12 protein-coding genes are annotated in these 12,925 nt (G+C 65.1%); 6 read left to right on the forward strand and 6 right to left on the reverse strand.

Annotated elements, in window-relative coordinates; translation table 11 throughout:
- Positions 1-440 precede the first annotated feature (440 nt).
- Positions 441-1,283, reverse strand: a complete 843-nt coding sequence (locus tag AC1RUR_RS02115) for an AAA family ATPase (protein ID WP_492840842.1) — start codon at positions 1,281-1,283, stop codon at positions 441-443.
- A 93-nt stretch (positions 1,284-1,376) separates the two neighbouring features.
- Positions 1,377-1,622: a GlsB/YeaQ/YmgE family stress response membrane protein gene (locus tag AC1RUR_RS02120; RefSeq protein ID WP_492840844.1), complete on the reverse strand. Its 246-nt coding sequence runs from the start codon at positions 1,620-1,622 to the stop codon at positions 1,377-1,379.
- Positions 1,623-1,886: 264 nt separating this feature from the next.
- On the opposite strand from AC1RUR_RS02120, the gene AC1RUR_RS02125 reads away from it, so the two are divergent.
- From AC1RUR_RS02125 to sseA, 3 genes are all read left to right on the forward strand, one after another.
- A complete protein-coding gene (locus tag AC1RUR_RS02125; RefSeq protein ID WP_492840846.1) occupies positions 1,887-3,062 on the forward strand; it encodes a vWA domain-containing protein in 1,176 nt (391 codons plus the stop codon).
- A gap of 240 nt (positions 3,063-3,302) precedes the next feature.
- Positions 3,303-3,716 (forward strand): rhodanese-like domain-containing protein, encoded by a 414-nt coding sequence (locus tag AC1RUR_RS02130; protein ID WP_492840848.1) that lies wholly within the window; start codon positions 3,303-3,305, stop codon positions 3,714-3,716.
- 132 nt (positions 3,717-3,848) lie between these two features.
- On the forward strand, positions 3,849-4,703 hold the full coding sequence (gene sseA, locus AC1RUR_RS02135; protein ID WP_492840850.1) for a 3-mercaptopyruvate sulfurtransferase: 855 nt from the start codon (positions 3,849-3,851) through the stop codon (positions 4,701-4,703).
- Between the two features lie 95 nt (positions 4,704-4,798).
- On the opposite strand, the gene AC1RUR_RS02140 is transcribed toward sseA, so the two are convergent.
- Positions 4,799-5,566, reverse strand: a complete 768-nt coding sequence (locus tag AC1RUR_RS02140) for a hypothetical protein (protein WP_492840852.1) — start codon at positions 5,564-5,566, stop codon at positions 4,799-4,801.
- Positions 5,567-5,935: 369 nt separating this feature from the next.
- Between AC1RUR_RS02140 and AC1RUR_RS02145 the strand changes: the two genes are divergently transcribed.
- Positions 5,936-7,144, forward strand: coding sequence for a L,D-transpeptidase (locus tag AC1RUR_RS02145; protein ID WP_492840854.1), 1,209 nt, complete (start codon positions 5,936-5,938; stop codon positions 7,142-7,144).
- Between the two features lie 55 nt (positions 7,145-7,199).
- On the opposite strand, the gene AC1RUR_RS02150 is transcribed toward AC1RUR_RS02145, so the two are convergent.
- Complete coding sequence (locus tag AC1RUR_RS02150; RefSeq protein ID WP_492840856.1) at positions 7,200-8,162, reverse strand: D-2-hydroxyacid dehydrogenase family protein; 963 nt, start codon at positions 8,160-8,162, stop codon at positions 7,200-7,202.
- A 132-nt stretch (positions 8,163-8,294) separates the two neighbouring features.
- Complete coding sequence (locus tag AC1RUR_RS02155; RefSeq protein ID WP_492840858.1) at positions 8,295-8,510, reverse strand: hypothetical protein; 216 nt, start codon at positions 8,508-8,510, stop codon at positions 8,295-8,297.
- 234 nt (positions 8,511-8,744) lie between these two features.
- Between AC1RUR_RS02155 and ettA the strand changes: the two genes are divergently transcribed.
- Complete coding sequence (gene ettA / locus AC1RUR_RS02160; RefSeq protein WP_492840860.1) at positions 8,745-10,394, forward strand: energy-dependent translational throttle protein EttA; 1,650 nt, start codon at positions 8,745-8,747, stop codon at positions 10,392-10,394.
- 33 nt (positions 10,395-10,427) lie between these two features.
- On the opposite strand, the gene AC1RUR_RS02165 is transcribed toward ettA, so the two are convergent.
- The gene (locus AC1RUR_RS02165) at positions 10,428-11,600 is read right to left on the reverse strand and encodes a TIR domain-containing protein (RefSeq protein WP_492840862.1); all 1,173 of its coding nucleotides are present in this window, start codon (positions 11,598-11,600) and stop codon (positions 10,428-10,430) included.
- Between the two features lie 15 nt (positions 11,601-11,615).
- Here AC1RUR_RS02165 and AC1RUR_RS02170 point away from each other — a divergent pair, with 15 nt between their 5' ends.
- Positions 11,616-12,848, forward strand: coding sequence for a lytic murein transglycosylase (locus AC1RUR_RS02170; protein ID WP_492840864.1), 1,233 nt, complete (start codon positions 11,616-11,618; stop codon positions 12,846-12,848).
- The last annotated feature ends 77 nt before the right edge of the window (positions 12,849-12,925 follow it).

Genomic DNA, 12,925 nt, shown 5'->3' on the forward strand with positions numbered 1-12,925 from the left:
TGCGTGTGCTTTCGCACAGCGGACCGTGGGTGCCAGCCGGCACCCGGTCTTCCCTGCGCCCTCTTTCTTTGGGGCGATAGAGAGAGCCAAGCTCGGGCGAAATGCGCCGCGAGAATGCGAAGGCGTGTCTGCGATTGAGATGCGGGTTGGAGAAATACGCCGTTGCCCCTTGCCCCGTCATTGCGAGCGCAGCGAAGCAATCCAGACTGTCACCGCGGAAGGATTCTGGATTGCTTCGCTGCGCTCGCAATGACGAGGTGGATGGAGGGGCACACTCTCGCTGTCATCGCCCGGCCAGTGCGCAATTGCGCACTGGGACCGGGCGATCCAGTATTCCAGAGGCGGTTATGATTGAGCCGAGACGCCGCGGCGTACTGGATTCCCCGCCTTCGCGGGGAATGACGCCGGTGATTGGAGCGCTATCGCAAGCGAGCCTCCGCCTACACTTCCCTTCTGCTCAAAAACGCCAGCCGCTCGAACAGGTGCACGTCCTGCTCGTTCTTGAGCAGCGCGCCGTGCAGCGGCGGGATCAGTTTTCGCGGGTCGCGTTCGCGCAGCTGCTCGACGCTCATGTCCTCGTTGAGCAGCAGCTTCAGCCAGTCCAGCAGCTCGGAGGTCGACGGCTTCTTCTTCAGGCCGGGCACCTCGCGGACCTCGAAGAAGATGCGCAGCGCTTCCTCGACCAGGCGCTTCTTGATGCCGGGAAAGTGGACGTCGACGATGCGGCCCATCGTGTCGGCGTCGGGGAACTTGATGTAGTGGAAGAAGCAGCGGCGGAGAAACGCATCCGGCAGCTCCTTCTCGTTGTTGGAGGTGATCATCATGATCGGGCGCTGCCTGGCCTTGATCGTCTCGCCGGTCTCGTAGACATGGAATTCCATGCGGTCGAGCTCGAGCAGGAGGTCGTTCGGGAATTCGATGTCGGCCTTGTCGATCTCGTCGATCAAGAGCACCGGGCGCTGCTCGGCGGTGAAGGCCTCCCACAGCTTGCCGCGCTTGATGTAGTTCTTGATGTCGGAGACGCGGGCGTCGCCGAGCTGGCTGTCGCGCAGGCGCGACACCGCGTCATATTCGTAGAGGCCCTGCTGCGCCTTGGTGGTGGACTTGATGTGCCAGGTCAAAAGCGGCGCGTTCAGCGCCTTCGCCACTTCCTCGGCGAGAACCGTCTTGCCGGTGCCGGGCTCGCCCTTGATGAGCAGCGGGCGCTCCAGCACGATCGAGGCGTTGACGGCAACCTTGAGATCGTCGGTCGCAACATAGTCCTTGGTGCCGGTAAATTTCATTGCGCGTCCTTGTTGGTCGTCGTCCCGGGTTTGGCCCTGGTCGCGACATGGGAACGGCCGCTCATGGCGGCCGTTCCTGGTTCGGTCAGGCTTTCAGACCCGTTTTATCAGCGAAAGGATGACGAGCACAATCACCGCGCCGATCGTGGCGTCCACGATGGCGCCGACCGTGCCGGTGGCCAGCTGGATGTGCAACTGAGGCAGCACCCAGCCTGCGACCAGCGCGCCGATGATGCCGACGACGATGTTGCCGAGCAGGCCAAATCCCGCCCCGTGGACAATCTTGCCGGCAAGCCAGCCCGCAATCGCGCCGATGATGAGTGCTGCGAGAATTCCCATTGCAAACGTCCCCAAAACAACCCTGTGACGGTCTCAATTCTAGAGCAAAAAGCCCTTGGGTCCACGTTGAATTGGCTCGTCGATGCCCGTGGTTCACCTCTCCCCAGCGGGGAGAGGTCGGATCGCGTGAGCGATCCGGGTGAGGGGGCGCTGATCCCACGAGACAGCGAAGCCCCTCTCCCGGCGCTACGCGCCGACCTCTCCCTCCGGGAGAGGTGGAGCGCGCCCCTTGACGTTCGCCCCCCGACGGGCAATCTGTCATCCATGTTCCTGCAATTCTTCACTTCTCTGCGCGATGCGCAGGTCCCCGTGACGCTGCGCGAATACCTCACGCTGATGGAGGCGCTCGACGCTGATCTCAGCGACTATTCGGTCGAGAATTTCTACTATCTGTCGCGCGCGTCCCTCGTGAAGGACGAACGCAACCTCGACAAGTTCGACCGCGTCTTCGGCACCGTGTTCAAGGGGCTGGAAAACCTGCTCGATGCCATGGAGAAGGCGGAGATCCCCGAAGAGTGGCTGAAGAAGCTCGCCGAAAAGTACCTCAGCGAGGAAGAGAAGAAGCAGATCGAGGCCATGGGCTGGGACAAGCTCATGGAGACGCTGAAGAAGCGGCTCGAGGAGCAGAAGGGCCGCCACCAGGGCGGCTCGAAATGGATAGGCACGGCGGGGACCTCGCCGTTCGGCGCCCACGGCTACAATCCCGAAGGCGTCCGCATCGGCCAGGAGAAGAACCGCAACAACCGCGCCGTGAAGGTGTGGGACAAGCGCGAGTTCAAAGACCTCGACGGCAATGTCGAGCTCGGCATCCGCAACATCAAGGTGGCGCTGCGCCGCCTGCGCAAATTCGCGCGCACCGGCGCGCCCGACGAGCTCGATCTCGACACCACCATTCGCGAGACCGCCAATCACGGCTATCTCGACGTGCACATGCGCCCCGAGCGGCGCAACGCGGTGAAGCTCTTGGTGTTCTTCGACATCGGCGGCTCCATGGATTCGCATATCGAGCAGGTCGAGGAGCTGTTCTCGGCGGCCAAGAGCGAGTTCAAGCACATGGAGTATTTCTACTTCCACAACTGCCTCTATGAAGGCGTGTGGAAGCAGAACAAGCGCCGCTTCACCGACCGCACGCCGACTTGGGATGTGCTGCATAAATATCCGCACGACTACAAGGTCGTGTTCGTCGGCGACGCCTCGATGTCGCCTTACGAGATCATGGTGCCGGGCGGCTCGGTCGAGCACGTCAACGAGGAGCCGGGCTCGGTCTGGCTCGACCGCATCATCCGCACCTATCCGCATTCGGTGTGGCTCAATCCGGTCGCGCAGAAGCACTGGGACTATTCGGAATCCACCACCATCATCAAACGCATCTTCGCCAATCGGATGTACCCGATCACGATCGAGGGGCTGGAAGGCGCGATGAAGGAATTGACGCACTGATGCACGATTAGGCCCGGCTCTGTCGGCGACGGGACTGCGCTCCCTCCCCCGCTTGCGGGGGAGGGTCGGGGAGAGGGTCTCTCCACCAGCGACGGCCCCCAAGAGGAGAGAGCCCTCACCCGCGTCGCTCCGGCGCGCAAGTGCGCTGCCGAGCTCCGCGACCTCTCCCGCAACCGGGAGAGGTGACCTCCACCTCCGGCAGTTCGCCCGGAACGTCGGCGTAACAAGAGGGAGAACCACATGCCCCAGACCATCACCCGCGGCATCAAGGCGCTGATCGACGAGGCCAATGCCGAGATCGAGACGCTCACCGCCAAGGATGCCATCGAGATCTCCAAGAACGGCGACGTCGTCATCGTCGACATCCGTGACCCCCGCGAGATCGAGCGCGACGGCCGCATCCCCGGCGCGTTCGCCTGCACGCGTGGCATGCTCGAATTCTGGATCGATCCGCAGAGCCCCTATGCCAAGCCGGTGTTCCAGGGGGACAAGAAGTTCGTGTTCCACTGCGCCGGTGGCCTGCGTTCCGCGCTCGCCGCCAAGACCGCGCAGGACATGGGCCTCAAGCCCGTCGCCCACATCGCCGGCGGCTACGCCGCCTGGCGCGATGCCGGCGGCCCGACGGAAGCGTGGGAGCCGAAGAAGAAGAGCTAACTTGGACGTACACAACCAGTCACAACGTCATGCCCGGGCTTGTCCCGGGCATCCACGTCTTTGCCGCGAGAAGAACGTGGATGGCCGGGACAAGCCCGGCCATGACGACTGAGAGAACTGCCGGAGCATGCAATGACCGCCACCGACCCCCTCGTCTCCACCGAATGGCTCGCCGCCCACATCAACGACGCCAACGTCAGGGTGCTCGACGCCAGCTTCAAGCTGCCGGGCGTGCTGCCGCTGCCGAAGGACGACTATCTCGCCGCGCACCTGCCCGGCGCGGTGTTCTTCGACGTCGATGCGGTGTCGGATCATTCCAATCCGCTGCCGCACATGTATCCGAGCGCCGAGCAGTTCGGCCGCGACGTCGGCAATCTCGGCATCGGAAATAGCGACACGGTCGTGATCTACGATGCCGGCGGCTGGGTTGCCGCGCCGCGCGCGTGGTGGATGTTGCTGGCCTTTGGCCACAGCAATGTGTGCATCCTCAATGGCGGCCTGAAGAAATGGCGCGCCGAAGGGCGCCCCGTCGAGGGCGGCGAAGTGAAGCCGAAGCCTGCGACCTTCAAGGCAAGCTACGATCCAAAACGCGTGCGCAGCATGCAGCAACTGATCGCCAACGTCGAAAGCCGCGCCGAGCAGGTGATCGACGCACGCGCCGCAGACCGCTTCGAGGGCCGCGCGCCCGAGCCGCGGCCGGGCATCCGCTCCGGCCACATCCCCGGCGCGCGCAACGTGCCCTACAATCTGCTGTTCGATGCTGCGACCGGCACGATGAAGCCGCTCGAGGAGCTGCGCGCCGCGTTCACCGGCGCTGGCGTCAAGCTCGATGCGCCGATCGTGACGAGCTGCGGCTCGGGCGTGTCGGCCGGCGTGCTGACGCTCGCGCTCTATCGCCTGGGCGTCACCGACACCGCGCTCTACGACGGCTCGTGGTCGGAATGGGGCCAGGAGAAAGGCCCGCCGATCGCGACCGGCCCGGCATGAAGCCACGACGACGGGGCGCTCCCTCGCCCCGTTCTCTTGTCCGCCGAAGCCCGCCTTCGGGCGAAGGCGGATGCGGGGAGAGGTGAAAAAAATGATCAGCGCGCCCGCGTGGTCGTCGTTGTGGCGAACGCCGGCTGCTGCGGCTGTCCAAACGGATCAAGCGACTGCTGCAGCTGCTGAGGGGGAGGGCGCCGCACCACGCGGTGCCGCTTCTTCGCCTTCGCCCGCGGCTTGGTCGCCTTGCTGTCCGGTGCGCTGCTGTCCGCCTTGACCTTGGCCGGCGGATCCTTCGAGGTCGTGGTCGCGGGATCGTTCAGCGCGGCGATCCTGGCCGAGGCGACATCGAGCGCCGAGGATGCGAGCGCCAGGCTGGGGTCAGCCGCTGCCGGTGCGCTGGCGGTGGGGGCAGGCCTGGCCTCGGGGATCGATGCCGTGGTGTCGGCGGGGGTGAGCGTGTCGGTGGGAGCCGGGGCTGCGGCGTCCGTTATCGTCTCAGCCTTGGCCGGTTCGGCGGCCGAGGCGTCAGCCACTGGTGCAACGACCGGGGGCTGAACGTCGGCTTCGATCGCTGCAGCAGCCATCTGCTCCGGCCCTTGGGCCGGCAGAGCGATGGTCGGCACCTGGTCGCGCAGCGTCGGCGCGGGATCGGCCGGCTCCGGCTCGGCACGCAAGGCCGCGAGCACCGGCTGGGCCGGCTCGGACGTCTGCGCAAACACCTGCTCCTGCGGGCCGTTTCGCCAGGAGGGGTTGCTGACATACTGCTCATGGCTCGCGCGCAGCAGCGCGGCGGCGCCCAAGCCGAACACCAGGATGGAGGTTGACAGCAGGATCGCGGCAAGCAGGAAACGAAAGCCGGGAAGCATCGAGGGATTGCGAATTTCCGCCCCGGCGGCGTGGGTAGCTGGGGCCCATGAGCCATCTGAACGCGGTGACGGTACTGGTTGCCGCGTTCGCCACGCGGAATCGGAGCTCGAAGCGGCGGCGAATCAGGCTGATTCGAACATATCGCAACGTCTCCGCGCCGTTCCCTTAAATTCGGGGGCGAGGAGTCCGGCAATCCACGGCGCGATGCGATTTCCGCCCCCGTGATGCAACGGAGCAACGGTAGTCTTGCGGATCACAAATCGGCAAATCCGGCGCAAATAAGCCTGCAATGTCTTGAATGTGCCGCTATCTTCGGTCATCTGGCCGTTAGCGGTCCGATAGGGCCTGGGGACTATACAAGAGCGATGATGATCAAACATTTTCTGACGATATGCGCTGCCGCAACAGTCGCTGCGGCGGGAACCTCGCTCGCACAGGCCCAGAGCTATCCGGTCCAGCAGGCGCCGAGCTATGGCGCTCCGGCCGAATATCGCCCCGGCGACCGCGCGCCGAATTTCGACGCGCTGGAAGACGACGACGACGCGCTGCCGCAGGCATCGTTGCCGCCGCCCGGTCCGATCTCGCCCAACGACCCGCGCTATGGCCGCCCCGTTGGTCCGCCGGTCTATTCGGCCGCCCCGCCGCAAGGGCCGGTGATGTCGCCGGATGATCCCCGTTATGGCCGTCCCGCCGGCGCCCCCGTCTACTCGGCTGCGCCACCGCAGGGTCCGGTGATGTCGCCCGACGATCCCCGCTACGGCCGCCCCGCCGGCCCGCCCGCGGTGATCTATGCCGACCGTCCGGCCCAAGGATCCGTCCAGGCACCCGGCAGCGACGGCCTGCGTCCGCCGGAGGCGGTCGGTGGTCCCGCCGCGACCGGCACGGTCCAGGCCGGGCAGCCGCCTGTTGGTGCCGACGGCCGGCCGATGGCGATCGCGTCGCTGCCGCCCGAGGAGCAACCTGACGCCGCTCCGGCGCAGCTGCCGCAGAACCTGCGCCGCCAGGAGGTCTCGCTGGCGACCAAGGAGCCGGCCGGAACGCTCATCGTCGATACCCCGAATACCTACCTCTACTACGTGCTCGGCAACGGCCGTGCGATCCGCTACGGCGTCCGCGTCGGCCGCGACGGCTTCACCTGGACCGGCGTGCAGAAGATCACCCGCAAGGCCGAGTGGCCGGATTGGCATCCGCCGACCGAGATGATCGAGCGCCAGCCCTATCTGCCGCGCTTCATGGCCGGCGGCCCCGGCAATCCGCTCGGCGCCCGCGCGATGTATCTCGGCTCGACCGTCTACCGCATCCACGGCACCAACCAGCCCTCGACGATCGGCAAGTTCGTGTCCTCCGGCTGCATCGGCATGCTGAACGAGGACGTCTCCGACCTGTTCGATCGCGTCAAGGTCGGCACCCGCGTGGTCGTGATGCCGGGTGGTCCGCCGCCGGGAACTGCGACCGCATCCGCCGCGCCGGTGCCTGGTGCTGCTGGTCCGGCTCCGATGGCCGCGCAGGCCGGCCCCGTCCCGGGCACTCAGCCGACCGTCGTGCCGCCGCTGCCTGCGCCGGTCACCGTGCGCTAGGCGCTCCGAAGCAAATGATTGCGAAGGGCGTGCCATCGGCGCGCCCTTCATCGTTTCAGGCCAGCTTCCGCGGCAACTCACCGCCCCTGGTCCAGGCGTCGATCGCCTCGACCATCTGGCCGTAATGGATACGCAGACCATCCTCCGTCGCGTAGCCGAGATGCGGCGTCAGCACGAGGTTGTCGAGCTTGCGGAAGGGATGGTCGACCGGCAGCGGCTCGACCGAGAAAACGTCGATGCCGGCGCCCGCGATCTTCCGCTGCTGCAAGGCCTCCAGCAAGGCCTGCTCGTCCACGATCGGCCCGCGCGCAGTGTTGACGAGGAAGGCCGTCGGCTTCATCCGCGCGAGATCCGCAGCGCCGACCAGTCCCCGCGAACGCTCGCTCAGCACGACATGGATGGTGACGATGTCGGCCTTGGCGAACAGCTCCTCCTTGCCGGCGTAGCCGACGCCGGCCGCCGCGCACTTCTCGGGCGTCAGGTTCGGGCTCCAGGCGATCACGTTCATGCCGAACGCCTTGGCAATGCCCGCCATCTTGCCGCCGAGCTTGCCGAGCCCGACGATGCCCAGCGTCAGCCCCTCGATCTCGACACCGGCAAAGCTCTGCCAGGGCTCGCCCGCATGCATGCGCGCATTCTCGCGGCCGATGCCCCGGGTCAGTTCCAGGATCAGGCCCATGGTCAGCGGGGCGGTCGGATCGCGGGAATATTGCGTGCCGCCGATGGCGACGCCTTGCGCCTTCGCGGCCTCCATGTCGATCGAGGCATTGCGCATGCCTGAGGTCAGCAGCAGCTTCAGCTTCGGCAACGCCGCGAAAAGGCTCTTGGGGAACGCGGTGCGCTCGCGCATCGCGCAGACGATCTCGAAATCGGCCAGCGCGGCGGCTGCGGCCTGCTCGGAGGCGAAGGGATGGCGGAACACGGTGACGTCGACGCGGTCGGACAGTTTCGGCCAGTCGGCGACGTTGAGGGCAAGGTCAAAATAGTCGTCGAGAATTGCACAGCGCAGCCGCGTCATCGGCGTTCATCCATGGCGAGAGGTGAGGGCGCTGGGCGAGGGCGCCATCGTCGGAACCGGGCCATGGTTGCGCGCAATCAGAGCTGCGCGCAAGCAGCTTGGGTCTTCAAAAATCCGATAGCGGGGATGGGCTCAGAGGTCGCGGGGCTTCAGGCGGAACGGTGCATCCATGCCGTGCTTGGCGCGCCAGGCGGGGCCGGGGCCGCGCATGTAGTGCAGCTCGGGCCGGTAGGGGTTGAAGGCGGTGGCGAAGAAGCGCTTCCAGAAGCCCTTGATCTCCGAGACGAGCGCGGAGGTGCCGCCGGCTTCTGCCGGAACAGGAAGAGAATGGGTCTCGATCAGAGCCATGATGGGCCTCGCTGTGCTCCCCGCGCATTCTGAGCGGGTGGCGCTGTTTTCCGCGCGAAGCCGAGCTTTGGCCTGATTTATTAAAAGATGGTTTCAATTGTCCGGATCTGGCTCCGGATGGTGTCCATCCCGTATTCATCCGTGGTGAACGGAGGGAAAACGTTGCCCTTTGGGGGCGGGATCGCTACATCGGCGGCAAGCAAATTTCCTCAAATCGAAGGTTTCACGGGACCGATGGCGCGCCAGTTCATCTATTTCATGCAGGGCCTGACCAAGAGCTACCCGACCCGGAAGGTGCTCGATAACATCCATCTGAGCTTCTACCCGGACGCCAAGATCGGCGTGCTCGGCGTCAACGGCTCGGGCAAGTCGACGCTGCTCAAGATCATGGCCGGCCTCGACAAGGAGTATAACGGCGAGGCCTGGGTCGCCCAGGGCGCCCGCGTCGGTTATCTGGAACAGGAACCGCAGCTCGATCCCAAGCTTTCCGTGCGCGAGAACGTCATGCTGGGCGTCGCCAAGCAGAAGGCCATCCTCGATCGCTACAACGAGCTGGCGATGAACTATTCCGAGGAAACTGCCGACGAGATGACCAAGCTGCAGGACGAGATCGAGGCCCAGGGCCTCTGGGATCTCGACAGCAAGGTCGACCAGGCCATGGACGCCTTGCGCTGCCCGCCCGACGACGCCGATGTGACGAAGCTCTCCGGCGGTGAGCGCCGCCGCGTCGCGCTGTGCAAGCTGCTGCTCGACCAGCCCGAGCTGCTGCTGCTCGACGAGCCGACCAACCATCTCGACGCCGAGTCCGTGTCCTGGCTCGAAGGCCATCTGCGCAACTATCCGGGCGCGATCCTGATCGTCACCCATGATCGCTACTTCCTCGACAACGTCACCAGCTGGATCCTCGAGCTCGATCGCGGCAAGGGCATTCCCTACGAGGGCAATTACTCGTCCTGGCTGGTGCAGAAGCAGAAGCGGCTGGAGCAGGAGGGACGCGAGGACGCCGCGCACCAGAAGACGATTGCGCGCGAGCAGGAATGGGTCGCTTCGTCGCCGAAGGCACGTCAGGCCAAGTCCAAGGCGCGCTACCAGCGCTATGAGGAACTGCTCAAGCAGGCGAGCGAGAAGCAGACCCAGACCGCGCAGATCATCATTCCCGTGGCCGAGCGGCTTGGCGCCAACGTGGTCGACTTCGAAGGCCTCAGCAAAGGCTATGGCGATCGCCTGCTGATCGACGATCTCACCTTCAAGCTGCCGCCCGGCGGCATCGTCGGCGTGATCGGCGCCAACGGCGCCGGCAAGACCACGCTGTTCAAGATGATCACCAAGCAGGAGACGCCGGACAAGGGCACGATCACGGTCGGCGAGACCGTGCATCTCGGCTATGTCGACCAGTCGCGCGACGCGCTCGACGGCAACAAGAACGTGTGGGAGGAAATCTCCGGCGGCAACGAGCTGATCCTGCTCGGCAAGAAGGAAGTGAACTCGCGCGGCTATTGCTCGTCGTTCAACTTCAAGGGAGCCGACCAGCAGAAGAAGGTCGGCGCGCTCTCCGGCGGTGAGCGCAACCGCGTGCATCTCGCCAAGATGCTGAAGTCCGGCGCCAACGTCCTGCTGCTCGACGAACCGACCAACGATCTCGACGTCGATACGCTGCGCGCGCTCGAAGAGGCGCTGGAGGATTTCGCCGGCTGCGCCGTCATCATCAGCCATGACCGCTGGTTCCTCGACCGCATCGCGACCCACATCCTGGCCTTCGAAGGCGACAGCCATGTCGAATGGTTCGAGGGCAACTTCCAGGATTACGAGAAGGACAAGATGCGCCGGCTCGGCCAGGACAGCATCATTCCGCACCGCGTGAAGTACAAGAAGCTGACGCGGTGAAGCCGCGGAGGGCTGGCGCAGGACGCCAGCCCGTCATCGCGTGTCGCGCGAGATCACGGAAGCCGGCCCGGCGAGCCTGCCGAGCCACTTGGGAAGTTGCGCTGTGCCGCGCGGGAGTCCTCTCGCGATCATCATGATGACGGCCGTCTGCCAGAGGGCGAACAGGATCAGCCAGCCCAGCCAGCTCGGTAGCGAGTAGAGCAAGCCGTAGACGCCGCCGGCGACGGTGGCGGCGATCCAGCACGTCACCACGTTGTCGAGCCGCCTGAATGGAACATTGATCAAGAGGACGCCGAGAATGGTGATGGCTCCTCCGACTGCGCCGCCGACGCACCCGATGACATAACCCGTGATCGGGTTGTTGCTCAGCGTCTCTCTCGCGGTCTCGCCGGGGGACGTGTCGGCGGCGATCGCGCCGCCGCTGTCGGTCACCACGGCTTTCGAATACTGCCCCAGCACCTTGAGCGTCACGAGGCTCGAATCCCATGCGGCAATCCAGGCCAGCGTCGTCACGACGACGACGAGGCCAAGCTGGAATCTGTCCCTGACGCCGAAGATGAAATTGCAGATCGCCACCGCCAGCCCGAAGATCAGGCCGGGGACGATCGTCACCCTTTCCGCGCCCGACATGATGAACGAATAGAGGAGCAGGTTGTTTGCATAGGTGATCGCGAGGCAGCAGCCGATGGCGGAGGTGAGAGAGAGCGCGGCAAGCGGCACGACAGGCAGATCCAGCGTCAGGTCCCTTGCCTGAATCATGCGCTCGACGGCAGCCCGCGTTTCGGCTGCGGCACTTCCCTCCGGCTCGAGAATGGTCACGGCCTTCAGATAGCTGGGGACCTTGTCGAGCGCGGTGGGCGCCATCATCACGGGGAGCACGCGATTGCTGGGATTTGGCCATTTGTTTCGGGCAAACGCCAGCTCGGTCAGGGTATATCGTCCTTTGGTCACAGCTTCCGGACTGACGAGGAACACCATACAATCGCTGCTTTGGATGGCTTGTTCCACCCGTGCATCGAAGCTGTCGCCGGGCGGGAGATCGTCATGCGAAAAGAACACGTCATAGTTGGAATTGCGGAGGGACTGAGCGATGTCGTCAGCCTTCGCTTCGAGCTCGGATGGAAATGACAAAAATATGCGCATGGCAAAATTTACCACCCGAAATTGAATTTTGACAATGATCGGCGGCGCTATGTCGTTTTGCAAGATTGAGATTGATCGATGAAATGGCGCGTGTCCATCGTCGCCCTCGGGGTGTTCCTGTCGGTCATGCCGCACAGCCCCACCCACGCGGCCGACGCCGCCTTCACGCAGTTCATGGCCTCGCTCTGGCCGGAGGCGCAGGCCGCCGGCGTGTCGCGCGCGACGTTCGATCGAGAAACGCGTGGGCTTGAACCCGACTACAAGCTGCCGGATCTGATCCTGCCGGGCCGGCCTGCGACCGGCGCGCCGTCGCAGGCCGAGTTCGTGCAGGTGCCGGCCGACTACGTCAGGGACGCCTCGATCGCGCGCCTTGCGGGCGAGGGACAGCGGCTGCTGCAGAAATATCGTCCGGCGCTGACCGAGATCGAGAAGAGCTCCGGTGTGCCGGCCACCGTCATGCTGGCGATCTGGGGACGCGAGACCGACTATGGCCGCTACACGCTGCCTTACGATCTCGTGCGCGTGCTGGCGACGCAGGCCTATGTCGGCCGCCGCAAGGACACCTATCGCAACGAGTTCATCCTCTCCCTGAAGATCCTCGACGAGGGCGTGGTGACGCGCAAGGACATGCGATCGTCCTGGGCCGGCGCCACCGGGCTCACGCAATTCCTGCCGTCCGAATATTACAAGCACGGTGTCGACTTCGACCGCGACGGCCGCATCGACATCTGGCATTCGGTGCCGGATGCGCTGGCCTCCGCCGCGCAGCAGCTCGTCAACAAGGGTTGGCAGAGCGGTGTGCGCTGGGCCTACGAGGTGCAGGCACCGGCGAGGGTCGATTGCACCACCGGCGTGCCAGAGGTGACGAAGCCGATCAGCCAATGGCTGCGCGAGGGCTTCGTGCCGGTGCGTGGACAAAAGCTCGGCGCCGCGGAGCAGGCGCAGCCGGCCTCGTTGTTGCAGCCGGAGGGAATCTACGGCCCCGCATTCCTGACCACGAAGAACTACTTCGTCATCAAGGAATACAATTTCTCCGATCTCTACGTGCTGTTCGTCGGTCATCTCAGCGACCGCATGACGAGCCCGCTACCCTTCGCAACGCCGTGGTCGGCCTCGAAGCAGCTGCGCACCAGGGACGTCGAGACCATGCAGCGCGGGCTCACCCGCGTCGGGCTTTACAAGGACAAGATCGACGGCAAGGCCGGCATGCAGACGCGTGCCGCGCTCGGCGCCTATCAGAAGTCGGCAGGCCTCAAGGTCGATTGCTGGCCGAGTGAAGAGGTGCTGCGTTCGATCCAGGCGGCGCGATAGTGTGTGGGCAAAGAAAAAGCCCGGCCGATGGTCTCGGCCGGGCTCTTGATCGCGGCGCGCATGCGCCGGGCGATCAG

It is taken from the genome of Bradyrhizobium sp. GW821-FHT12B03 (assembly GCF_058807535.1).